This window comes from Natronoarchaeum sp. GCM10025321 (genome assembly GCF_042663585.1).
GTDB lineage: Archaea > Halobacteriota > Halobacteria > Halobacteriales > Natronoarchaeaceae > Natranaeroarchaeum.
The window spans coordinates 1202102-1224806 of sequence record NZ_JBHTAN010000006.1; the positions used below are offsets into that span (position 1 = coordinate 1202102).

Genomic DNA, 22705 nt, shown 5'->3' on the forward strand with positions numbered 1-22705 from the left:
CCGCGAGCGCGCGTGATAACGGCTCGCACTCGGTTCACAATGCTTTTCGCTCGACACCGGCCTAGATACGGGTATGGACCAGGATGCAGTACGTGACCTCCTTCGCGAGGTCCACGACCCGGATCTGGACGACGACATCGTCACCCTGAATCTCGTCAACGGGATCGAGTTCGACGACGACGACACCGTCCACGTCTCGCTTGCACTGGGCGCACCCTACTCACCGACGGAGACGGCAATCGCCGACAAGGTGCGGCAGGTGCTCGGCGAGGCGGGACTGGATGTGGAACTCTCCGCGCGGATCGACGACGATATCGAGGCCGAAGAACAGGTGTTTCCCAACGTCGAGAACGTGATTGCCGTCGCGAGCGGCAAGGGTGGCGTCGGGAAGAGCACCGTCGCAGTGAATCTGGCGGCCGGGCTAGCGGACATGGGCGCAAGCGTCGGCCTGTTCGACGCAGATATCTACGGGCCGAACGTCCCGCGGATGGTCGACGCCGACGAGCCACCGCAGGCGACCGAAGACGAGACGCTCGTCCCGCCCGAGCAGTACGGGATGAAACTGATGAGTATGGCCTTCCTCGTCGGCGAGGACGACCCCGTCATCTGGCGCGGCCCGATGGTCCACAAAGTTCTCACACAGCTCTGGGAGGACGTCGAGTGGGGCCACCTCGATTACATGGTGATCGATCTCCCGCCGGGCACCGGCGACACCCAGCTGACCCTGCTCCAGACCGTCCCCGTCACCGGCGCGGTGATAGTCACGACGCCACAGGACGTCGCTCTCGACGACGCACGCAAGGGCCTAGAGATGTTCGGCAAGCACGACACGCCCGTCCTGGGAATCGCCGAAAACATGGCCGGGTTCAAATGCCCGGACTGCGGCGGTACACACGACATCTTCGGCTCCGGCGGCGGCGAGCGCTTTGCCGACGTACACGACATGCCACTGCTGGGCTCGATCCCCATCGATCCCGCGGTTCGGACCGGTGGCGACTCGGGCGAACCCATCGTTCTCGAAGAGGACAACGAAACCGGAGCGGCGTTCAGACACATCGCTCGTGAGGCGGCGAACAACGCAGGCATCGTCCGCCGTCGTCGCCAGTCGTAGCGACCCATGTCTGAGATACCAGCCAATCGGTTCGAGGCCGACCCCGAGCGTGTCGACGCACTCCGGGAAATCGCCGACGACGTCCGCGGGGAGTCCTCGGAGAGCCGCCAACTCGCGGCGATTCTCTACCGTGTGAGCGACCTCTACGACGAGAGCGAGCAGACGGATCCGGTCGAGATCTACAAGAACGTCGAAGCGATCATGCAGATCAAGGCACAGGGCGGCCGGGAGTCGTAAGGCCGTCCGGCCGATCCCACAGCCACCCACTCTATTGCTTCGCCGGTGCCAAAAGTCAGTATGGACCTGTACGATCCGCTCGAAGATCTTTCCGTCACGATCGAAGACTGTACGCTCCAGCGACGCGAGCGCGAGACGTCGAGCGACTTCACTCGGGTAAGCACGACCGTCGAACTGCAAGGGAACGGCGTCAAGGGGCGCGGCGAGGACGTGACCTACGACACGCCGGATCACGACGTGCTGCTCGACGCCGGACCGCCGGACCTGGCGGGCGAGTACACTTACGCCGAGTTCTCCGCCCTGCTCGACGAGCGGGAACTGTTTCCCGAACCACCCGAGCGAGAGGCCTCACGGCAGTATCGTCGATGGGCCTACGAGAGCGCTGCGCTCGACCTCGCGCTGAAACAGCGCGACGAGTCACTCGGCGACGTGCTCGGCCGGGCGTACGACCCCGTTCGGTTCGTCGTCAGTACGCGACTGGGCGACCCGCCGTCGCTCGACCGAGTAGAGCGCTGGCTGGAACTGTGTCCGGACATTCAGTTCAAACTCGATCCGACCAGCGACTGGACGCCCGAACTCGTCGACGCGCTGGCCGAGCGAGATGTCGTCAGGATCCTCGATCTCAAGGGCCAGTACGAGGGGACCGAGGTCGATCAGCCGGCCGACCCCGAACTCTACGAGTTGGTGACGAGTGCGTTCCCCGACGCGGTGATCGAGGACCCCGCACAGACCGACGAGACGCGGCCCATCCTCAGCGAGGCGTGGGACCGGGTTAGCTGGGATTACCCGATCACCGGCGTCGAGAGCATCCGATCGCTCGACCGGGACCCGGAGTGGCTGAACGTCAAGCCCTCCCGGTTTGGTACCGTCGAGTCGCTTCTGTCGAGCATCGAGTACTGTCTGGATCGGGAGATCACGCTGTACGGCGGCGGCCAGTTCGAACTGGGCGTCGGTCGCCAGCATCTCCACGCGCTGGCGTCGCTGTTCTATCCCGACGCACCGAACGACGTCGCGCCGCGGGCGTACAACGATCCCGAACCGTCGGCGGGCCACCCGGAGAGTCCGCTTGCGCCCCCGACCGATCCCACAGGGCTAGAGTGGCAGGGCGAGTGACTGGTCAGCGAGACGTTTTTGTCGACCCCTCCCTTTCTCCGATGCGTGGACGCAAATCAGGACGAACTGTCGAACCCGTTCGGAATGGACGAGGACTGCACGAACTGCCCGGCGCTCTGTGAGACCCGCGAGCAGGTCGTCCATGGCTACGGGGACGTCGGTGCGGACTTCATGTTTATCGGCGAGACGCCAGGGGCCGGCGCGGACGGGACCGGCGTTCCGTTCACCGGCGATGAAACAGGGCGGGCCTTGCTCTCGATTCTGCGACGGCTTGGCCTCTGTGGCTCGGCAGTCAACAGCGAAGAACCGGAACTCGCGAACGCCTTTCTGACCTACACGGCGCGCTGTCGCCATCCCGAGCGCCCCCCGACCGACGAGGAACTCGGAAACTGCGAACCGTATCTCAACGCCGAGATCCGGATGATCAACCCCGAAATCCTCGTCCCGGTCGGCGAACGCGCGCTCGAAGAGATCGGTACTGAGTACACGACGACCCCGGTCGAGGAACTCGATATCGTCGATGATCACGCGACGCGGATCCGTGGCCGCGGGTTCGAGTTGATGCCCATGATCGTGCCGGACGAGCAGACCGACGAGCAGACCCAGACGTTCGTCGAGGCGTTCTCGGCGCTAATGGCAAGCGATTATCGGCAGACAAAAGGACGACGCGGACGGTGACTTCGGCGTGATTATAACTCGACGCCGCTCGGAATGAGACTGTGTTTTCGCAGGAGGTTCCCTTCGTCGTCGTAGACGAGGAACGTCTGCTTGTCGTAGGTAAGTAACTCGTCTCCATCGATCCGGATCCGGACGCTGTAGCGGCCCTCAGTGTCCGGGTCGTGCTCGCCGTAGCGCCGTGCGGCACGGATGAACTTCAGCACGCTGTCGGCGTCCTCGTTGAGTTCGAGGACGAAGTCGCCCGTCGTCCGGTTCGTCACGCTGATGACGCCCGTTGCGTCGTCGGCGTCGGGCGGCGATTGAAGCCGAAACGCCACGTCGGTGTCTTCCGCCGTCAGCAATTCCCCCTCCATGTCTGTGAGGCGCTCTCGAAGTGTTGTCGCGGGCCCGTCGAATTCGATCGTTACCTGTGGTTGCGCGGGCTCGCTTTCCTCGTCGATCCAGTCAACGTTCTCGGCCTCCAGTGTAAAGTAGTCGCGCCTCATTCCCTATAACCCGATACGACCTCACGGGCAATGAACGTAACGCCTGCAGGTAATACCACATTTGTCGGCCCTGTGGATTGCGACCGCGAGTTCGGACGGCACTATGACGGTTGCTTTTATATTGGTGCCGGGTCGTCCTCCTGCATGGCCTGGGTTCGTTCCGAATATGCCGGTGAACTGTCGGTCGTTTCTGCGTGGCTCGCGGCTCTACTGCCGTGGAACCTCACGTACTCGACGATAGCCGAAGGCGAAGTCACGATACTCTCCGCCCGGTTCCCGTTCGTCCAGTTGCGATATCTGCTGGGGATCGAGCTTCCTGGTCAGGAGAATCCTGCGATCGACCACCCGTTCGCGGCGCGCGGCGCAGTCGAGGGGATGCCGCTTCTTGTCTACGATCTCTGGATCGCCGGGGCCGCTTTCGTCCTCGTCGCCGTCGCCCTCAGCATCGCTATGTATCTCGACGAGGCGCGGATCGAAGACGCCCTTCCGACAAGCCCTGTCCGGGTGATGGGCGGACTACTCGGGGCTGCGACGCTGCTGCTATCCGCGTCGACGCTCGCCATCGTGACTCGCGGCGAGTTCGGCGGTGGCATCCCGGTTCCCATCGGACTGCTCGTCCTTGGCGTGCTCTCCTGGGTGCTGTTGACCGTCGATCTCACCTGAGGTCGCCCGCCCGATTTAAGTCAGTCGACTACATGTACCTCGACAGAGAGAACAGCTCCGCCACGCCGGATTCGGAGCGTCGATGCACCGCCGGTGACCGTTGCGGACGATAGTCCGGTACGATAACAGAGAGGCTGATACATGACTGAGGACAACGAACCCGGCGAGATCCCGCTCGGAATGGAAGACGTACCGACAGAGGAGTCAACCGAGCGCGATACCGAGTCGCAGGACAGCCTCGGGCAACGGCTCCGGCGTGTTATCGACCTCCTCAAGGGGTCGACCATCGATGTCGACCGGTACCGCCCCAAGGACCACGGTCCACTGGTCTCGTTCGATGGGCTCGACGGGTACGAAGAGATCGACCGGTACTGGGTGAACGCACCGTTTTCGTTCGTCTCGATCAACCACGACCGCGAGGGTAACCAGCGGCTGTATCACGCCGTCGAGCCAGAACTCGACGCCGACGAGTACGAACTGCTCGAAACGCTGTTCGACGATATCCGCGATCCGTTAGTGTACCGCCGCGACATAGACACCGAGAACGTCGAAGCGGTACTCGTCGAAGAGCTTCACGAACATCTGGAGCGGTACGGCGTCGAGATAGACACCGTCGGCTTCTACAAGCTGTTTTACTACCTCTACCGGTCGTTTCGTGGCTACGGGAAGATCGATCCGATCATCAACGACCCGCATATCGAGGACATCTCCTGTGACGGCTACGAGCTACCGATCTTCGTCTACCACGACCAGTACACCGACGTCGAGACGAACGTCTCCTTCAAGAAAGGGGCGCTGGACAACTTCGTCATCCGCCTGGCACAGCAGTCAGGCCGGCACATCAGCGTCGGCGAGCCGATGGTCGAGAGCACGCTTCCCGACGGGAGCCGTGCGGAACTGGCGCTCGGCGAGGAGGTGACGCCACGCGGCTCCGCGTTCACGATCCGAAAGTACTCCGAGGAGCCGTTCACGCCGATCGATCTGCTGGAGTACGGCACGTTCAACGTCGACCAGATGGCGTTTCTCTGGCTGGCAATCGAGCACAACAAGTCACTGATCTTCGCCGGTGGAACCGCCTCCGGGAAGACAACCTCGATGAACGCCATCTCGATGTTCATCCCGCCGCGCTCGAAGGTGCTCTCCATCGAGGATACCCGAGAGTTGACGCTGTATCACGACAACTGGCTTTCCAGCGTCACCAGAGAGCGGATCCACGAGGGCAACGACATCACGATGTACGACCTGCTGCGATCCGCGCTGCGCCACCGACCCGAGTACATCATCGTCGGCGAAGTCCGTGGCGACGAGGCGATCACGCTCTTCCAGGCGATGAACACCGGGCACACGACCTACTCGACGATGCACGCCGACTCGGTGCAGACGGTGATCAACCGACTCGAGAACGATCCGATCAACGTCCCTCGCTCGATGGTCCAGTCTCTGGACGTTCTCTGCGTGCAGACGCTGACCCGGTTCGACGACGAACGCGTGCGCCGAAACAAGACCATCGCGGAGATAGAGGGCGTCGACCAGCGGACCGGCGAACTGGATTATTCGACGAGCTACACCTGGAACGGGAACGACGACAGTTTCACCGACAGCGGGAGCAGTATCGTCCTGAACGAGATCAGGGACGACCGGGCGTGGTCCCAGGCCGAGTTGCTCTCAGAGCTCCGGAACCGACGCACGTTTCTGCAGTACCTCTGGGACAACGAGATATCCAGCTACCGACGGTTCACCGCGCTGGTCAACGACTACTACGCCGACCCCGAAGCGGTGATCGAGAGGATGGAACGCGACGAGCTAGACTCACCCGCGGCTACCGCTGACTGACTATGGAGGTGTATCCCCTGCTCGTTCTGCTTGCGGTGCTAACAGTCCCTGCCATGCTCGCCGGCATCACCGATCAGGGGAACCGGATCGTCACGCGGCTCTCGGTCGTCCTGTTCGCCGACCGGCTAGAACTCGACGGTGCCAAACGACTTCGCCACGAGCGACGGCTTCGACAGGCGCAGTTCCCCACGACGTATCGGATCTACGCGGTCAAGACAGCGCTGTACGCCGTCCTTGGCGGGGTTGCCGGAGTCGCCCTCGGCCTCTACGCTGGCGTCGCCATCGGTGGCTTCCTCACGATGTCGCCGGCAGCCGTCGAAAGCGCCGTTCCAGCCGCGCTCCAGTTTCTTGATGCGTTTGCGGGCCTTCCGCCGCTGACCACCGTCCAGTGGTTCGCGCTGTTGGTCGGTAGCTGTCTGGTCGGGGGAGCCACGGCCGCAGGACTCGTCTACTGGCTCCGCTGGTGGTATCCGGCCAGCGTTGCGACGACCCGGCGTGGACGGATCGAGGCGAACCTTCCGCAGGCCGTTGCGTTCATGTACGCGCTCTCGCGAAGCGGGATGGAGCTACCGGAGGTCATGCGGATCCTCTCCGAGACCGAACACGTCTACGGGGCTGCCGCCGAGGAGTTTTCCGTCGGCGTTCGTCACATGGATCTATTCGGGAAAGACGTCGTCACCGCCATCCAGACGATGGGCAAGCAGACGCCGAGCCCGCAGTTCAAGGAGTTCTGTGGGAACCTTGCAAGCGTTCTCCAGAGCGGCCAGAGCCTCTCGGAGTATCTCGAAACGGAACACGAGTCGTTCAAAGAAGAAGCCGAGGCCCAGCAGGAACGATTGCTCAACGAACTCGCCACACTCGCCGAAGTGTACGTGACGGTGCTGGTCGCCGGTCCACTGTTTCTGATCACGATTCTCGTCGTCATCGGCATCGCCGTCACTGACACGCTCGGCTTCCTTCGCCTGTTCGTCTACCTGCTGTTGCCGGCGGCGAATCTCGGGTTCATGCTGTATCTCTCGACAGTCATGAGCGAGCGCTCGCAGCAGGACCCGGTCGAGGGGCTGGTCGAGTCGTTCGACCGCCTCTCCGGCGTGCGACGGAGCGGCGACGATACCGTCCGCTCGGACGGCGGCCGAGCAGCGTCACGGGCCGGACAGCGAGACGAAAACCTCACGAATCTGGCACTGTACAAACGGCTCCAGTGGTTCCGTGACCGACTCAGCCAACCCGTCCGGACGGCAATCGACCGCCCGGAGACCGTGCTCTGGGTGACTGTTCCGCTCGTCGTCGTCCTCACGATACTTCGCCTCTACTGGACGGTATCGCTTGGCGTCCCGATACAGGTCGTCCTCGACGACATCCTCATCCAGTCGACCCTGTTCGTCGTCGGCACCTTCGCCCTCGTCTACGAGGTCCATCGCCGGCGGATCGAGGCAATAGAGGCGGTCGTCCCCGACCTCATGGACCGCCTCGCCAGCGTCAACGAAGCCGGAATGACCGTCATCGAGAGCATCGGGCGGGTCCGAGGGAGCGAACTCGGCGCGCTGGACGACGAACTCGACCGCGTCTGGGCGGACATCCAGTGGGGCGCGAACGTGACGACCGCCCTCCGGCGGTTCGAGAGCCGCGTCCGGACGAAGACCATCTCGCGGACCGTGACCCTGATCACGCACGCGATGAACGCAAGCGGCGACCTCGCACGCGTGCTCCGGATCGCCGCCGGGCAAGCCAAGGCCGACCGACGACTCAAACGCGCCCGGGCCCAGGAGATGCTGACCTACGTCGTCGTCGTCTACGTCGCCTTCGGCGTCTTCCTCGTCATCATCGCGGCGCTCGACCTGGTGCTCCTCCCGAGCCTCCCGGACAGCGCCGTGCTCCCGGAATCGACCGGATCCGCCGGGCAGGTCGGCCTCGGCGGCGTCCTCGGCGAACTCGGCTCGGTCAACGAGACTGCCTACACTCTCGTCTTCTTCCACACGACCGCCATGCAGGCGGTCTTTTCCGGGTTGATCGCCGGGCAGATGAGCGGCGGGAGCATCAAAGACGGCGCGAAACACGCCGCCATCCTGCTCTCCATTGCCTACCTCGTCTTCCTGTTCCTCTAAAACGTCGCCGTTTTGTCGACACGCCGCGATTGGCGAGTATGGACCGATCGACGGCCGACGTTCGGGACACCTACGACGAGATTGCGGACCACTTCGCGAAGACCCGCGAGTATCCCTGGCCCGAGGTCGAGGAGTTCCTCGCCGAACGGCAGGGCGGCATCGGCCTCGATCTCGGCTGTGGTAACGGCCGTCACGCCGAAGCCCTCACAGATCATACAGAGCGCGTCCTCGGCCTCGACGTGAGCCGTGGCCTGCTAGAAACCGCCCGCAAGCGCCGCACTGAGCGCTCCTTTAACGTGGATCTGATCCAGGGCGACGCGTCGAGGCTTCCGCTTTCGACTGGCTCGGTCGACCTTGCCGTCTACGTCGCGACGCTCCATCACCTCCCTGACCGGGCGACCCGCGTCGCCAGCCTCGACGAACTCGCCCGGGTTCTCGCAGCCGACGGATCGGCGCTCGTCTCGGCGTGGAGCACGGCACACGACCGGTTCGACGCCGATGAAGGGTTCGACACGACTGTCGACTGGACCCTTCCCGGTGGCGAGTCGGTTTCGCGTTTTTATCATATCTACGACCCCGACGAGTTCCGCGCTGACCTCGACCGAAGCGCCCTCGACCCCGACGACGTCTTCGTCTCCAGTGGCAACTGCTATGCTGTGGTTACGACGAAAGGGAAACGCCCTTAACGTCCGACGGACTACGACGGAGTGCACGCTGGTGTGGGCCTACGGCCCACCGGTACTTCGCATCGAGCGGTCGTCTCGACCGCACCGATGCGTTTCACCGTGTACGCGTCGGTGGTCTAGTGGTAGGACCTGAGCCTTCCAAGCTCATGGCCCGGGTTCAAATCCCGGCCGACGCATTCTCGCTTCTCGCTGCGCTCGTCGCTCGAATGCGTCGCCCGATGCTCGCAAACGCTACGCGTTTGCTCACTCCCGGCCGACCCTCGCGATCACTGCGTGATCGTTCGGTCCCGGCCGACGCTTTTTTGGGGTAGATGCGGACTGGGTGAGGGACGACTCGGCGTAGCTTGCTACTTCGATGAACGAAATTGAGGAGCAGAACCGTCAACCAATTGAATCACCAGACGCAGGTGTAGCAAGCATTTGCTTCGCTACGATCCACAAACTCTCTGTGATCGTACATCGTCCCCACGCAGTCCCTGATAAGTTCGGATTACTCCACACGACTGACGCTGAAAATCGCAGTAAATCCCTCTACCGAGCAGTTCTCCGCGTTTAAACGACCCGATTTGAGGATCCAACAACTCGAAAATACCGCAGAGAAACGCAGACGTAACCGTTCTAAGGAGTTTCCCGTATCGAACTGTTCACGATTGTTCATTCGTACTCAGTTAGTAACTAAGCGGGATACACCGTTATCTTCTGAGTATGCCAACGTGCAACAACTGTGGGGCGTTCGTTACCCGAGACTTCACCCGAGTGTTCGGAGACAATCAAGAGAACGTCAGCGGCTGTGTAGAGTGTACGACTGGCAGAGATCTGAAGTCCGGTGGTGCGACGGAGTCGGCAACCCAGTGATCAGTTAGCCTCGACGGACTGGGCCGAGTCGTCGACGTACTCGGACTCCCACTCCCTGCGGGCCTCGATCTCTCGGCGCCCGCGCGAGGTGAGCGAGTAATAGTTGGTCCGCCGGTCCAGTTGTCCTTTTTCGGCGAGGCCTTTTTCCACCAGCGTGTCGAGGTTGGGATACAGCCGACCGTGGTGAATCTCTTTTTCGTAGTACTTTTCGAGTTCGTCCTTGATGGCGAGGCCGTGCGGGTCGTCGAGGCCGGCGATGACGTACAGCAGGTCGCGCTGGAAGCCAGTGAGATCGTACATGTGACTGCTGTATTATAGTTCCCGTGAAGTGTTAAGTCTGACGCTCTGGAAGTATATTATACTGAGTAAATAAGACTAACTGTGGATTATACTCCCTCTATATAAATAATACAGTAAAATATAGTAAAAATAAACAGCACAGCGACACGCCAGTAGGTGTCCGGGGCATTGGTATACCCCACATATCATGCGTATTCATAAACGATAGATTACTTCGCGCTCAGTGCTGGGATGCGATATATCGGCGTCCGGTGACGACGACCATATCGACCTGAGAACGCGCCTCAAAAGCTACTGTAGCGGTGTGCCGGACTCACCGACCCGCTTCGTCCGTGACCGTTCGCAGTCGCTCGGTCGGGAACTGGTCGAGTCGCTCCGGCGTACAGCGCCAGTCCCAGTTGCCGGTCTCGGTGCCGGGAGTGTTGAACCGCGCTTCAGCACCGAGGCCGTACAGGTCCTGTAGGGGTGTAATCGCCATCACGGATGCCGTGTGCCAGGCGCGTTCGATCAGATCCCAGTGGATCTCGCTCCCGTCGGTCCCGAGATAGTAGTGGAGACACTCGACCTGCCGGTCGTCGAGCGACTCGTACCAGCCTCGGACGGTGTTCGTGTCATGGGTTCCCGGATAGGCGACAGTATCTCTTTCGTAGGTATGAGGGAGGTAGATGTGTTCCTCGCTGCACCAGTCGGCGTACTGCATCACTTTCATGCCCGGCGCGTCGATGTCCCGCCGAAGTTGTTCGATCTCCTCCGTGACGAATCCGATATCCTCGGCGATGATCGGCAGTTCCCCGAGTTCGTCCTCGATGGTGCGGAAGAACTCGAGGCCGGGACCGGACCGCCACTCGCCGTCGCTCCCGTCGCCCTCGGCGGGGATGGCGTAGTACTCCTCGAAGCCGCGGAAGTGATCAAGCCGGACGATATCTGCGAGTTCGAGTTGCCGGTCCATCCGGTCGATCCACCACTGATAGCCCGTGGCTTCGTGCTCGGCCCAGTCGTAGACTGGCGGGCCCCACTTCTGTGCCGGGTTGTTATCGTCTGACGGCACACCGGAGACGTCTTTCGGGGTACCGTCGTCCTTGAGCTCGAACAGTTCGGGGTGGGCCCAGACGTCGGCGCTATCCTGGGCGACGTAGATCGGCATGTCGCCGACGACTTTCACACCCACCTGAGTGGCGCGGGTTCTGAGCTGATCCCACTGCCGAGCCGCGACGAACTGGAGGAACTCGCGGTACCGGATTTCGTCGGCGAGTTTCTCTCGGTACTCGTCGAGCGCAGCCGACTCGCGCAGTGCGACTGGCTCCGGCCAGTCGGTCCATGCCTGTCCATCGAACTCTCGTTTCAGCGCGCGGAACAGCGCGTAGTTCTCCAGCCAGTCCGTCTCCTCCTGAAAATTCTCGAAATCGGACCACAGTGCCGCCGGGCGCTCCTCGTCAAAGCGCTCAAACGCGGTTCGGAGGAGCGGATACTTGAACTCCCGCACGGCCTCGTAGTCGACGCGCTCGTCCGAGAACGGTTCCGCCGGCGTCGTCTCCTCCGCCATCAGCAGTTCTTCCTCGACGAGCGGGTCGAGATCGATCAGTAGCGGTTCGATGGCGAACGCCGAGTAGGCCTGATACGGCGAGTTGCCGTGAATGCTGGACAACGGTCCGAGCGGGCATAGTTGCCAGAGCGACTGTTCGGCGTCGGCAAGCGTGTCGACGAACTCGCGGGACGGCTGTCCAATCGATCCGATTCCATGCGGACTCGGTAGCGAGGTGGGATGTGCGAATACCCCGCTCTGCCGGGAAAATCGACTCATAGAGGTAGTTTCAGAGGCAAGTGTAGTAAACGTGGTGCAACGACCTCTCGGTGAGGCGCACTCACATACGCGTCACAGTTCGACGGTCGTGAGCGTCGTTCCGATCTGAGCGAGATCATCGCCATCCGTTGCGGCGATGACGGTTACGGATTCGGCACCGGGGCCGATATCGACAGTTCCCTCGAAGTCGCCGTCAGTGACCGGATACCGTTCGGTGCCGTCGTGTGTCCAGAGCACGACGGTGGCGCCGCGGGTCGTCCCGGTGACGCTTGCGGTATCTCCCTCGACGGTCACTTCGTCGACGGCGAGCGGCGGGCCGTCCGGATCGTGGACGGTGTAGCGTTCCTGGACGAACGCCGGCGTCTCGACTGGCGTGCCGGCGTCGATGCCGTCAGCGAGACGAATGAACTGAGCCATACTCCACGCCAACGGCGTGGCGGCACCGGTTCCCTCGCCGAACTCCCAGCCGTACTCCGTCGGATACTCGCGGTCCCAGACCTGTTCGGGGATCATCCGCCCGGAGTTTGCGAACCGCTGCATAGTTTCGAGCAGTCGCTGGGGGTCCTCCTCGCCGCTTTCCGTGCCCGCGAGCAGTTCGTACTCCGCTCGCTCGCCAGTGAAGATTGGCCAGAGACGACCTGCGCCCTGCCGATCCAGCGCCCACGGCGCGCCCTCGTCGGGCTCTACTTCGCTCATCTCGCCGTAGCAGTCGTCGTTGTACCGGTACCAGCCGGGGCCGTGCGGTGTCTCGACGCGGATCGTATCGTCGGCGACTTCGATAGAGTTCTCGATCAGGTCGTAGTCCGGCGCGCGGATGCCCAGACGGACCAGTTCGAGGAAGCCGCCGTCGATGATGTCTCGCTCGTCGAGCGTTGGGCCGTTGTTTGCGAGTTCGCGCTTGACGGCACTATCAGGGTCCCCGTTTCGCGAGACGCGGATGTAGTACGGCACTTCCTCGTGTCGCTCCGTGCCGTCGTAGGTCGCACACCAGCGGTCGACTCCTGTCCGCCAGTAGTCAGCAAAGCCGAGGTAAGCAAGCGCGTCTGCCCGCTCGCCTTCGCCCTCCGCCAGCGGCGCGGCACAGGCGATCCCGGCGATCTCGGCGGCGATCGTCGACGGCGAGTAGCCGGCCTCTTCCTCCCAGCGCTCCTGGCCGCTTCGTGGACCGGACCGGAGGAGATACTCGACGGAGCGTCGGACGTGATCGTACTCGTAGACGACCTCCTCGAAGTCGATGTCGTACTTCTCGTAGAGCTGGTAGGCCATCACCGACGGGAAGGCGACGTTGTCTAGCTGTTCGCCGCCCCAACGGATCCGCCCGTCCAGATACGTGTTCTGCGAGATGAACCCGTTCGGACGTTGCTGGTAGCCGTAGATGTACTCCGTGGCCTCGATTGCGCTGTCGAGGTCGCCGATGGCTTCCAGCGCCGTGAACACCTGATAGAGGTCCCGTGCCCAGGTGAAGTTGTAGCCGAAGTCCATGGGGTTCTCGGCATCGACGTTGTCGCCCCACGGGACGGAGGGACTGGCGATACCTGCTCCGACGAACGTCTTGTCCTCGACGGCCTTGAGCACCATCGACGCGGCCCGATACTGGTTCGCAAGCGCCGGGTTCGACTGGACCGACTCCGGTAGTTCGATCGCTTCCGTATACTCCTGCCAGCCCTCGACGTACTCGCTTCGGACGCCGACGTAGCCCCGCGAGAGCGCTCGCTGTGCATCCGTCAGCGCCCGGTCGGTATCGGCGTCCTCGGCGAAAGAGAGCGCGATCGTGTCGGCGATCGAGCCAGTTTGCTCGCCGATTCGACCGACGAGCACGCCGTGGCCGGGCGCCGCATACCGCTGTTCGTCCGTCGGATCTCCGTCGGCGAACAGTTTCGCCAGATGTTTTTCGCCCGCTCTACCGACTGTCGCCCAGTCGAACGAGCGGTGCGAGGCGATGGCAGTGGCGACCTGATACGGTTCCCCGTTCGGGTCGACGAAAGCCGGATCCTCCGCGACTTCCGTGTCCCACGCCGTCAGTGCGTAGCCGTCGGCATCCTCGACGAGTTCGCTCGCTGTGCCCTGCATATAGCCGGACAGCGCGGCGTCACCGATGATGTAGATGTCGTACTGATTGCTGTCGTTCGCGGTGAAGCCGACGTCCATCAGCACGGTTTCGGTCTGCGGATCGGTGATATACTCGACCTCGATCTCCCAGTTGTGGCCGTTCGAGCCGGTTTCGGTGACCGTCTGCTTGTAGACCAGGGAGTCGGAGCCGACCATCTCGGTCTCGCGTTCGATCGTCTCCAGCGTATCGTCGGTCCGGTCCTCGTTGTGTGTCCGTGCCGTATACGTCGACTCGTCGTTGGCGTCGACAACGAGGAAGTCGACGGTCCGGAAGTTCATCAGGTCGGCACGCGGGAACCGCGGTTCGGTGAGCGCGCCTTCGGTGAGCGTGAACCAGACCCGGGACGGCGAGTCGCTTCCGTGATCCGCCGCCGTTCCGATACCGTACTTCTCGCCAGTCGTCCAGGTCGAAGCGACCGCGGGACCGACCGGCTGTGTCGTCTCCGAAGACGTCGAGAGACCGCCCGCGTCCTGTAGCGCAGCGATTGCTCCCGAGCGTTTACCGTGCGACCACGCCGACGGCGTCGCGCTGTCGGGCGAGCCATCGTCGAACACCTGCTCGGAGAGGAACCCGGTCGAGTTAGCGAGGAAGCCATCCTGTTCGATGAGTGCCAGAAGCTCCCGGGCCTGCTCGAACGTCTCTTCCTGTCGGTCGCTATCCTCTTCGAGTAGCGCGCCGAGTGCTGCCGTGGCCTCGGCCGCCCAGCCTGTCGCAAGCGCCCAGACCTTCGGTTCGTCCTGTCCGCGCTCGCGGAAGGTGTCGTCCTCGACTCGACAGAGGCCGAGAAGTTCGCCTGCGTCGTTCCTCCGCGAGAGTCGGTCTATCGTCGTATCGACGTGTTCGACCAGTTGTTCGATTCGGTGCTTATCGACGTCACCGGTCAGTTTCGCGTACTCGTGATGGGCTTCGACGAGCGCGAGTGTGCTCGCGTCGGCCGTCGTGTCGCCGGGCTTTCGCTCGAAGACACCCTCGTCGCTGAACCGACCGGCGAGCCCATCGTAGACGGCATCGGCACGGGCTCTGGCCGCCTCGGTCAGTTCCTGCTCGATGGGAGCGCGCGCGATGGCCGAGAAGGCCAGCAGTTCCATCGCGGCCGTGTGCGTGAACCGTCCGATATCGCTCTCCCAGATGTCGAGACACGGTTCGGGCAGTCCGTCTTTTTCGAGCAGAGCGACAAGTCCCTCGAAGCCGTCGCGGATCGTCCCTTCGATCCGGGCGAACAGATCGGTGTCGGGCGATCCCTGTCGCAGATAGGTCGCGAGGAACGTGAGCACGCTTGCGGTGCCGTCGGCGGCGTAGTCAGAACCGCCGAGACCGACACGGGAGTTGCCCCAACCAGGAGCCAGCGCACCGTTGTGCGCCCAGACTCGCTGTGGCCAGGTCCCGTCGGGAAGTTGTGTATCGGCGTAGAATCGCGCACTCTCCGCGTGCTGTGTCGCGAGGTCGACGCCGAACTGTTCGTCGACGTCGAGCAGCTCACGAGCGATCTCTGCGTCGTCGCGGAACCACGTGTAGCCGTAGCCGCCGGAGTAGACGTGATACGGATCGAACTCCGGCCCTTTGATCCGCGCACCGGTCGGTGCGGTGAGCAGGGATAGGGCGCGCAGGTCGTCGACGACCGACTCGCGGGACGGAATGTCGGGAACGTTGAACCCGGTTTGCAGGTTCGCCCGGTTCCGGATCGCGCGGTCTGTCTGGTAGTGATCCGCGAACGCACGCACGTGTGCGAGCGCGTCCTCGCGGGTCGTCTCCTCGTGGTCGGCGACCAGCGTGACGAGCGTTGCCTGTGCGTGCCCACCTTCGTCGTCGAGATGGGTCTCGATCACCATCGTATCCGAGAGGTCGTCCTCAGTGCGTTCGTTGGTGCCGAGCCCTGAGGGATCGTCCGTCAGTAACGCATCGAGTCCCTCTCGGCGCTGACTGTTGACGGACGAAAACCCCGTCGAGGCAGTGATGTAGTCGTGCTCGGCGTCGTGGAAGACCTCGACGACGTCCTGATGGTTGAGGTGACCGACGCTACTGGACTGCCCGTCGGGCGCAAAGGCCATTGCGGCGAACAGTCGTGGTCGGTCCGGCATGTCTCCACGGACTTCGACGTGAGTCAGATGCGCCCCCTCGAGCGTGTAGTCGTACTGGTGGACCGAGAACTCGCCGGCGTCGTGCTCGGTGACGATCATCGTCGTCTCGCCCTCGTAGGACTGACGGGTCGTCTCCATCTCGTCGAACCAGTGCACTCCCTCGTCCGAGCCGATTCCCAGACGTGAGCGTTCGATACCGTGCTTGTTCAGTGTCGCGCCGGAGTAATCCCGGATGGATCCGCTCCGGTCGACGTAGACGAGTCGACCCTCGTCACCACTGAACAATCCATCGACGGACGGTCGCTCTCCCGGATGAGAGTCTTCCGCGTGATGGTCTCGCTTGTACTCGTCTATTGCAATGCGCATCGTCATATTATCGAAGATCAGAGCCCCCGCCTGGATCTTGGCGGAAATCGTTCATCACGACGCTAGTCGGCTTCGATATTTAAAGTTGCCCATGATTTGGCGTCGTTCAGAATTTGCTGACGTGTCTGGAAAACCGGCCATACGGCCAGCCGTTCGGTCAGTTATCGGGAGCCATTGCGTCTACCGTCGCAGCGATATCGTCCCCAGAAGCACCCCGCGGCGGCGCCATCGCGATGGCGTCGAGGCCATCGATATCGGCGAACTCGGCCAGCTGTTCGCGTGCATGCGCTGGGTCCCCGGCAATGGCAAGTTCGTCGAGCAGGCCATCGTCGAGGACGTTCACTGCGGCCTCCCGATCACCGCTTGCCCACGACGCCGCTATCTCGTTCGCTTCGTCTTCGTACCCCTGTCTGGACAGCGATTCTCGGTAGTAGGTGCCCATCCCGCCGACGTAGAAGGCGAGATGCTGGGCCGCCAGTTCGCGAGCGCGCTCGCCGTTCTCTAGCACACAGCAGGGCAACGACAGCGTGACACGGATATCGTCGGGCGAGCGGTCGCCCAGTTCGGCCCCGCGGTGAAGATCCTCCAGTCGCTCGCGTAGTCCATCAGGTGTGAACGTGGTCGCGTGCCAGCCGTCAGCAAACCGTCCGGCGAGTTCGACAGATTTCGGTCCCATTCCGGCGACATCTATCGGTGGCGGCGTCTCGGGCGGGTCGAACCGAAGCCGAAAGCCCGACAGCGTGTAGATGTCGCCGTCGTACTCAAGACCGTCTCCCTCGACGACGCGCCGGACGATATCGATATACTCCCGGGTCCGTCGAAGCGGCCGTTCGAACGATTCGCCATGCCAGCCTTCGATCACGGCGGGGCCGCTCGGGCCCATCCCCAGGCGGAAGCGCCCGTCCGACGCCTCCTGGAGGGTCGCGGCGGTCTGGCCGAGCAGTGCTGGCGACCGCGAGAAGACGTTCGCGATGCTAGTGCCGAGTTCGATCTCGTCGGTTCGCTCGGCGAGCATCGTGAGCGTCGTCACGGCGTCACGCCCCCACGTTTCGGGCATCCACGCGCGGACGTAGTCGTTCTCCTCTGCGCGCTGGGTAATCGCGACGATGTCGTCGATACTGGGCTGTGCGGCCACGGGGAGGTGGATCTCTCTGTCTGTCATTGGTCTGGTGTCTTCATGAGGTCCGGGACGCCAGCGGCGCGGATCGTCTCGCCGACGACGTAGGATGCTGCTGGACTGGCAAGGAACTGTGCGATGTCGGCTATCTCGTCGCTCCGGCCGATCGTCCGGTCCACATCGTCGCGGTCGATGTCGTCAGCGGTGACGCCCATCTGTGACTCGACGCCCGGCGTCGCCACGTAGCCAGGTGCGATGCAGTTGACGCGGACACCGTCGGCCGCCCACTCGTTAGCAAGCGTCGTCGTCAGGGTGATTACGCCCGCCTTCGCAGCGGCGTAGTGGCTCATGTACGGTGCACCGTCCTGGCCCGCTTCGCTGGATAGGTTGATGACGCTTCCGCCGCCGTCTTTCAGATACTCGCCGGCGGCCTGCGTGCAGTGGTAGGTGCCCGTGAGATTGATGTCGACGATCTTGTTCCAGCCGTTCGGGCTGATCCCGTCGAAGTTCGCCATGAACGACGCGCCGGCGTTGTTGACGAGCACGTCCAGCCCGCCGAACTCCTCGACGGTCGTCTCTACTAGCGCGTCGACCGCGTCCCGGTCGGTGACGTCGCATTCGACCCCCAGTGCCCGTCCCGCTCGCTCGCTCTCGTTGATCGCCTCGGCGACCGGGTCGACGTTTTCCTGTTCGCGCGAGCAGATCACGACATCGAGTCCGTCCGCCGCGAACTGTTCGGCGATCGCTTTCCCGATCCCGCTAGACGCGCCCGTGACGATGGCCGTCGAGCCGTCGATGCTGAACTGCCCGCCAGTCATACTACCCTCCGGACGGTTCGGCTACTGTGAAACATCCTCACGGCATTGTACATAGTCAACTATGATAAAGTTTCCTCGGGCCGAGTTCGCGTTCAGGAATCCCGAGCAGTCCCAGAGATACCTGCCGCGAATCCGACCGGGATATCGTCCTGAGTCCGTCTCCCGGCGACGATGATGCGCCCCCCTTCGACGCCGGTAGTGGCTCGGACGTCGCCCTCGACGTCGTGAAGCCGCCGCTCGTCGATCAGTTCGCCGTCGGATTCGATGATACCTACCCACGCGACGCCCTCTTGTTCGCCACCGAGGAGGTAGTGCTCCTCGTCCAATCGCTCGACCGTCCTGATCGAGGTTGATTCCAGTCGTCGCTGCCAGCCGAACGATTCCCCCTCGACGCTTGCGATCCAACCCTCCCCGGTGAACACGTTGGACCGGAACGAGCGGGTGTACTCGTAGTTGCCGACGGTGCCGACCGCGAGATAGCCACTGTCTGCCGGCGCGATATCCGCTATCACGCGATCCTGGCGCTCTCCGCTCTCGGCCGGGTCACGCTCCTCTAACGTATCCCACAGTTTCTGTCCATCGGCATCCACGCCGACGATCCACGGTTCCGAGGGGACGGTGTCGGACGCCTCTCTGGGCGTCGTAGTCCCGGCCAGCAGATAGCCGTTCTCCGTGGACTCGATGGTGGTGAAGCGGTCGTGACGCTCGTCTTTGGTCCAATCCGTGATGGTAGTGTCGGCAGTGTTGTAGGTTCGATCCCACACCAGTTCGCCGTCGGGAGCGACCTTCGCTAGCCAGCCGTCGCCTCGCCGCGTATCGATGAACTCGGACCCGAGCGTGACGCCAGCGAGCACGGCCCCACCGTCGTCGGTCGCGACACCGTCGAAGAAGACGTCTCGAAACGAGTTGACGCCCGGGCGGCCGTACTGTTTCTCCCACTGTAGTCCGCCGTTTTCGTTGATCCGTCGGAGCCACGCCGACTTGCTGTCGGGAGAGAGGTCGTGAGTCCACCCGACCAGCAGCCAGCCATCGTCGACCCGGAGAATGGTTTCGACGGCGTCGTGGATCGCATACCCCTCGTCTATCTGCCGTCTCGATCGGTTCAACGCAGAGGTGTGTCGCAGATCGGTCGTTTCGGTGTCCGGACCGCCGCTCTGGACGAGCCATCCTACGCCGGCGTCGTCCTCGTCTAGCTGGACGCCCGCCAGCGCGAACCCCTTCTCGGCGCGCTGTGCGCTGGCAAACGAGCTAGGTTGCTCGTCCCTGTAGATCGAGTTCCACTCGACTGATAGGGAGGGTGCGGGCTCTTCCGTCTCCCCGGTGCCCTCTCCATCGTCATCGTCTGCAGTCTCGGACTCGTCGTCCGGATTATCGTCTGGTTCTATTGAGGTGCCCGTTGCCACCAGCGTCGCCGACAATGCAGTAAGACCGGTTACTCCGAGCAAACCGAGCAGTTGGCGTCGGTTGGGGTCTGACTCGGACCCAGCAGATCCTCGTTCTGACATCGGAGTGTTACAAGGCCCTTTACCGGTTAGTTATACTGGGGCAAATACCGGTAGGACTATCGTATAGAACGCAGGGTTTGCCCGAAGCGACGTAATATTGTCTTACTTCGGCTGCCTGCTGGCGATCCGACGAGGGACACCCTTGATACCCTGTCTCACCGACGCGACTGTAACGGTACCTTAACTATGCTCGCTCTCATACGACAGTAACCGATGGAAGAGCGTACCCGTGCGTACCTCCGCGGCCGGTTCCGAGATTACTATCGCCGGACAGCGCTGTCGCCGCCCCCGGACGCAAATCTGCGGGAGTGGGGCTTCATTCCGTGGACTGCTGGCTCCGGAACCACCATGGTACGCCATCGCTCGCTGCTCGATATCGGGTCGCTCGACGACTTCCTCGCCCGAAAGCGCCCGCGCCACGTCTACTTCTCGGCCGGGCGGTACGACGACCCGGGTGCCGGGACGATGCAACAGAAAGGCTGGCGGAGTTCCGACCTCGTGTTCGACCTCGACGCCGACCACCTTCCCGGAGTCTCGCCGGAGGAAGACAGCTACGAGGAGATGCTCGCGACCTGCAAGGACGCATTGATCAAACTGCTCGATTTCCTGGAGTCCGATTTCGGCTTCGAGGACACTACGATCGTTTTTTCGGGCGGCCGAGGCTATCACGTCCACGTTCGGGACGAGGGGATCCTCGAACTCGACCGGGACGACCGGCGTGAGATCGTCGATTACGTCCGCGGCATCGATGTCGAATTCGACAACCTCATCGAGCACGAGGCTGTCGGCGGGACCGCCGGCCGCTCTAGCCCGGCACACAAACGCTCGCTCGTCACGGACGGTGGCTGGAGCGGCCGCGTTCACTCGCGACTCGTCTCGTTCGTCGACGACCTGCTCGACCTCCCCGAGGAGGATGCGCTCGAACGGTTACAGGAGTTCGACCGGATCGGCGAGGGGAAATCGACTGCCGCGCTGACCGCCGCACGGAACAACTACGACGAGATCGCGGCGGGCAACATCGATGTCCACCCCGCTTTTTACCAGGTCGCACGCCTGCTCACCGAGGACGTCCTCGAAACTGAGAGCGCGCCGATCGACGAACCGGTCACGACCGACACGAACCGACTCATCCGTCTACCCGGAAGCCTCCATGGCGGGACCGGCCTGGCCGTGACACGGGTCAGTCGCGACGCGCTCGATTCGTTCAGACCGCTCGCCGACGCCGTGCCCGAGCAGTTCGTCGGACAGGAGATCAGGATCGACGTCCCGGACCTCGACGGCCTCCCGGGAACTGGGGCGGAGCGCGGAGAGATCGAACTGGGCGGCGATAGCTTTACAATCACAGAGGGTGCACAAATCGTACCTGAATACGTGGGCGTCTACCTGATGGCCCGCGGTCACGCCGAAAAGGAAAAAGAATGAATCTCGACGACCTGCGTTCCGTACAGAGCAAGGAGCGCCAGAAAGACAGCCTACAGCATCTGCGCGACTCGTTCTACGAGGACGTCGGTGACTACATCGCGAACCTCAAAAACGAACGTGACCGTGCGGCCGAGCGTGCGGAGGATCCGTTCGCATCCTCGGAGGTGAGTCAACTCTCTGATGAGATCGAGACTGCCGAGGAGGTCGTGGAAGCCGTCTACGAGCGCCGAATGGGCAAAATCGTCAAGCGAGCAAGCCTCGCGGCCGCGGGAATGCCCTCCGACGAGGAAGGGCTAACCGCCGAGGAGTCGGAACTGTTCACCGACCTCGTCGACCGCATCGAACAGAACAAAGGGCACGTCCTCGATATCCTTTCGGGCGAAGCGAGTCCGGTATCGACGCCCGCCGAGACCGGTACTGCGACCCCCGTGTCCGACACCACTGAGACGGGGAGTCCCGACGCCGACCCGACAACGCCACCGGCCCCACATGAGGCGGCCGAAGCAGACGCGGAGTCGGCGAGCAACCCGAGCGTCGACGCCGCGGACCTCATGACCGGCGACGGAGCGGAGGCCGCCCCCCGAAACGAGGAGACTGACGATCCGACCGAGTCGACAGTGGATGCCTCCAAAGCCCCGACACCGAGGGCGGATCCGCCGGGAGACGACGCCGGGGCGACGCCCGAGATGCCGCCGGAGGAAGGGGCAAGCCCCCCGGACTCTGACGGTACTGAGCGGACGACCGTCCGCATCACAGAGGAGATCGGCGACATCTTCGGCGTCGACGACCGGGAGTATGAACTGAGCGCGGAGGACGTCGTGACGCTACCGACGGCCAACGCGGAGCCACTGGTCGAGCAGGACGCCGCACAGCGGATCGACTGACCCCCGAACCGAAACTCGTTTTACACTTACCCGTCAGGGTTCGATATGCTCAACACAGGCGCAGACGCGCCCGACTTCGAACTGCAGAACCAGCACGGAGAGTCGGTCGCGCTCTCGTCGTTCGACGGCCGCGTCGTCGTCTACTTTTACCCCCGCGCCGATACGCCTGGCTGCACCACCGAGGCGTGTAGCTTCCGGGATCGCTGGGACGAGTTCGACGAGGCTGGCGTCGACGTGATCGGGATCAGCGACGACCCGGTCACCGATCTGGAGGAGTTCGCCGAGGAGTACGACCTGCCGATTACGCTGCTGTCCGACGAGGACGGCGCGGTCGCGAGCGCGTACGACTCCTACGGTGAGAAGTCAATGTTCGGGAACACCTTCGACGGCGTGTTCAGAAACACCTACGTCGTCGAGGACGGCAAGATCGTCGCCACCTACGAGGGCGTCGATCCGGAGGGACACGCAGGCGAGATCCTGTCGGATCTACGGTGAGTGTCGTGAGCCCCATCGCCTGCACGAGTGCGTCGGAACGTAG

The 22705-nt window shown here is 63.0% G+C and carries 18 protein-coding genes and 1 tRNA gene; 12 read left to right on the forward strand and 7 right to left on the reverse strand.

What is annotated here, in order from left to right:
- Positions 1 to 73: 73 nt before the first annotated feature.
- The 4 genes from ACFQL3_RS08925 to ACFQL3_RS08940 are packed head-to-tail and all read left to right on the forward strand — an operon-like array spanning position 74 to position 3139.
- Entirely contained in the window at positions 74 to 1111 is a 1038-nt protein-coding gene (locus tag ACFQL3_RS08925) for a P-loop NTPase (RefSeq protein ID WP_377053417.1), read from the forward strand.
- 6 nt (positions 1112 to 1117) lie between these two features.
- On the forward strand, positions 1118 to 1348 hold the full coding sequence (locus tag ACFQL3_RS08930) for a hypothetical protein (RefSeq protein ID WP_377053419.1): 231 nt from the start codon (positions 1118 to 1120) through the stop codon (positions 1346 to 1348).
- A 60-nt stretch (positions 1349 to 1408) separates the two neighbouring features.
- Positions 1409 to 2461 carry a hypothetical protein gene (locus ACFQL3_RS08935; RefSeq protein WP_377053421.1) on the forward strand — a complete coding sequence of 351 codons (1053 nt, stop codon included), beginning with the start codon at positions 1409 to 1411 and terminating at the stop codon, positions 2459 to 2461.
- A 45-nt stretch (positions 2462 to 2506) separates the two neighbouring features.
- Positions 2507 to 3139: a uracil-DNA glycosylase gene (locus tag ACFQL3_RS08940; RefSeq protein WP_377053423.1), complete on the forward strand. Its 633-nt coding sequence runs from the start codon at positions 2507 to 2509 to the stop codon at positions 3137 to 3139.
- An 11-nt stretch (positions 3140 to 3150) separates the two neighbouring features.
- On the opposite strand, the gene ACFQL3_RS08945 is transcribed toward ACFQL3_RS08940, so the two are convergent.
- Positions 3151 to 3624, reverse strand: a complete 474-nt coding sequence (locus ACFQL3_RS08945) for a DUF5793 family protein (protein ID WP_377053425.1) — start codon at positions 3622 to 3624, stop codon at positions 3151 to 3153.
- Positions 3625 to 3768: 144 nt separating this feature from the next.
- Here ACFQL3_RS08945 and ACFQL3_RS08950 point away from each other — a divergent pair, with 144 nt between their 5' ends.
- The 5 genes from ACFQL3_RS08950 (at position 3769) to ACFQL3_RS08970 (ending at position 9087) form a co-directional block, all read left to right on the forward strand.
- Positions 3769 to 4287 (forward strand): DUF7549 family protein, encoded by a 519-nt coding sequence (locus tag ACFQL3_RS08950; RefSeq protein WP_377053427.1) that lies wholly within the window; start codon positions 3769 to 3771, stop codon positions 4285 to 4287.
- Positions 4288 to 4467: 180 nt separating this feature from the next.
- Entirely contained in the window at positions 4468 to 6120 is a 1653-nt protein-coding gene (locus ACFQL3_RS08955; RefSeq protein ID WP_377057064.1) for a type II/IV secretion system ATPase subunit, read from the forward strand.
- 2 nt (positions 6121 to 6122) lie between these two features.
- Entirely contained in the window at positions 6123 to 8225 is a 2103-nt protein-coding gene (locus ACFQL3_RS08960) for a type II secretion system F family protein (RefSeq protein ID WP_377053429.1), read from the forward strand.
- Positions 8226 to 8263: 38 nt separating this feature from the next.
- On the forward strand, positions 8264 to 8911 hold the full coding sequence (locus tag ACFQL3_RS08965) for a class I SAM-dependent methyltransferase (protein WP_377053431.1): 648 nt from the start codon (positions 8264 to 8266) through the stop codon (positions 8909 to 8911).
- Between the two features lie 105 nt (positions 8912 to 9016).
- Positions 9017 to 9087, forward strand: a tRNA-Gly gene (locus tag ACFQL3_RS08970).
- Positions 9088 to 9766: 679 nt separating this feature from the next.
- Here ACFQL3_RS08970 and ACFQL3_RS08975 read toward each other — a convergent pair.
- From ACFQL3_RS08975 to ACFQL3_RS09000, 6 genes are all read right to left on the reverse strand, one after another.
- Positions 9767 to 10066: a PadR family transcriptional regulator gene (locus ACFQL3_RS08975; protein WP_377053433.1), complete on the reverse strand. Its 300-nt coding sequence runs from the start codon at positions 10064 to 10066 to the stop codon at positions 9767 to 9769.
- 313 nt (positions 10067 to 10379) lie between these two features.
- A complete protein-coding gene (malQ, locus tag ACFQL3_RS08980) occupies positions 10380 to 11867 on the reverse strand; it encodes a 4-alpha-glucanotransferase (protein WP_377053435.1) in 1488 nt (495 codons plus the stop codon).
- A 72-nt stretch (positions 11868 to 11939) separates the two neighbouring features.
- A complete protein-coding gene (locus ACFQL3_RS08985; RefSeq protein ID WP_377053437.1) occupies positions 11940 to 16427 on the reverse strand; it encodes a glycoside hydrolase family 15 protein in 4488 nt (1495 codons plus the stop codon).
- A 151-nt stretch (positions 16428 to 16578) separates the two neighbouring features.
- Positions 16579 to 17583, reverse strand: a complete 1005-nt coding sequence (locus ACFQL3_RS08990) for a TIGR04024 family LLM class F420-dependent oxidoreductase (RefSeq protein ID WP_377053439.1) — start codon at positions 17581 to 17583, stop codon at positions 16579 to 16581.
- Positions 17580 to 18356, reverse strand: a complete 777-nt coding sequence (locus ACFQL3_RS08995) for an SDR family NAD(P)-dependent oxidoreductase (RefSeq protein WP_377053441.1) — start codon at positions 18354 to 18356, stop codon at positions 17580 to 17582. Before ACFQL3_RS08995 ends, ACFQL3_RS08990 begins: the two co-directional genes overlap by 4 nt.
- Before the next feature lie 92 nt (positions 18357 to 18448).
- Positions 18449 to 19861 (reverse strand): hypothetical protein, encoded by a 1413-nt coding sequence (locus ACFQL3_RS09000; RefSeq protein ID WP_377053443.1) that lies wholly within the window; start codon positions 19859 to 19861, stop codon positions 18449 to 18451.
- A 213-nt stretch (positions 19862 to 20074) separates the two neighbouring features.
- On the opposite strand from ACFQL3_RS09000, the gene priS reads away from it, so the two are divergent.
- The 3 genes from priS to bcp are packed head-to-tail and all read left to right on the forward strand — an operon-like array spanning position 20075 to position 22662.
- A complete protein-coding gene (gene priS, locus ACFQL3_RS09005; RefSeq protein ID WP_377053445.1) occupies positions 20075 to 21283 on the forward strand; it encodes a DNA primase small subunit PriS in 1209 nt (402 codons plus the stop codon).
- A complete protein-coding gene (locus ACFQL3_RS09010; protein ID WP_377053447.1) occupies positions 21280 to 22167 on the forward strand; it encodes a hypothetical protein in 888 nt (295 codons plus the stop codon). Before priS ends, ACFQL3_RS09010 begins: the two co-directional genes overlap by 4 nt.
- A gap of 45 nt (positions 22168 to 22212) precedes the next feature.
- Entirely contained in the window at positions 22213 to 22662 is a 450-nt protein-coding gene (gene bcp, locus ACFQL3_RS09015) for a thioredoxin-dependent thiol peroxidase (RefSeq protein WP_377053449.1), read from the forward strand.
- Positions 22663 to 22705: the final 43 nt, after the last annotated feature.

Coding starts and splice junctions, on each gene's coding strand:
- ACFQL3_RS08925 (WP_377053417.1), top strand. CDS start 74: ATGGACCAGGATGCAGTACGTGACCTCCTTCGCGAGGTCCACGACCCG.
- bcp (WP_377053449.1), top strand. CDS start 22,213: ATGCTCAACACAGGCGCAGACGCGCCCGACTTCGAACTGCAGAACCAG.
- ACFQL3_RS09000 (WP_377053443.1), bottom strand. CDS start 19,861: ATGTCAGAACGAGGATCTGCTGGGTCCGAGTCAGACCCCAACCGACGC.
- ACFQL3_RS08930 (WP_377053419.1), top strand. CDS start 1,118: ATGTCTGAGATACCAGCCAATCGGTTCGAGGCCGACCCCGAGCGTGTC.
- ACFQL3_RS08945 (WP_377053425.1), bottom strand. CDS start 3,624: ATGAGGCGCGACTACTTTACACTGGAGGCCGAGAACGTTGACTGGATC.
- ACFQL3_RS08975 (WP_377053433.1), bottom strand. CDS start 10,066: ATGTACGATCTCACTGGCTTCCAGCGCGACCTGCTGTACGTCATCGCC.
- ACFQL3_RS08955 (WP_377057064.1), top strand. CDS start 4,468: ATGGAAGACGTACCGACAGAGGAGTCAACCGAGCGCGATACCGAGTCG.
- ACFQL3_RS08965 (WP_377053431.1), top strand. CDS start 8,264: ATGGACCGATCGACGGCCGACGTTCGGGACACCTACGACGAGATTGCG.
- ACFQL3_RS08950 (WP_377053427.1), top strand. CDS start 3,769: ATGGCCTGGGTTCGTTCCGAATATGCCGGTGAACTGTCGGTCGTTTCT.
- ACFQL3_RS08985 (WP_377053437.1), bottom strand. CDS start 16,427: ATGACGATGCGCATTGCAATAGACGAGTACAAGCGAGACCATCACGCG.
- ACFQL3_RS08995 (WP_377053441.1), bottom strand. CDS start 18,356: ATGACTGGCGGGCAGTTCAGCATCGACGGCTCGACGGCCATCGTCACG.
- malQ (WP_377053435.1), bottom strand. CDS start 11,867: ATGAGTCGATTTTCCCGGCAGAGCGGGGTATTCGCACATCCCACCTCG.
- priS (WP_377053445.1), top strand. CDS start 20,075: ATGGAAGAGCGTACCCGTGCGTACCTCCGCGGCCGGTTCCGAGATTAC.
- ACFQL3_RS09010 (WP_377053447.1), top strand. CDS start 21,280: ATGAATCTCGACGACCTGCGTTCCGTACAGAGCAAGGAGCGCCAGAAA.
- ACFQL3_RS08960 (WP_377053429.1), top strand. CDS start 6,123: ATGGAGGTGTATCCCCTGCTCGTTCTGCTTGCGGTGCTAACAGTCCCT.
- ACFQL3_RS08935 (WP_377053421.1), top strand. CDS start 1,409: ATGGACCTGTACGATCCGCTCGAAGATCTTTCCGTCACGATCGAAGAC.
- ACFQL3_RS08990 (WP_377053439.1), bottom strand. CDS start 17,583: ATGACAGACAGAGAGATCCACCTCCCCGTGGCCGCACAGCCCAGTATC.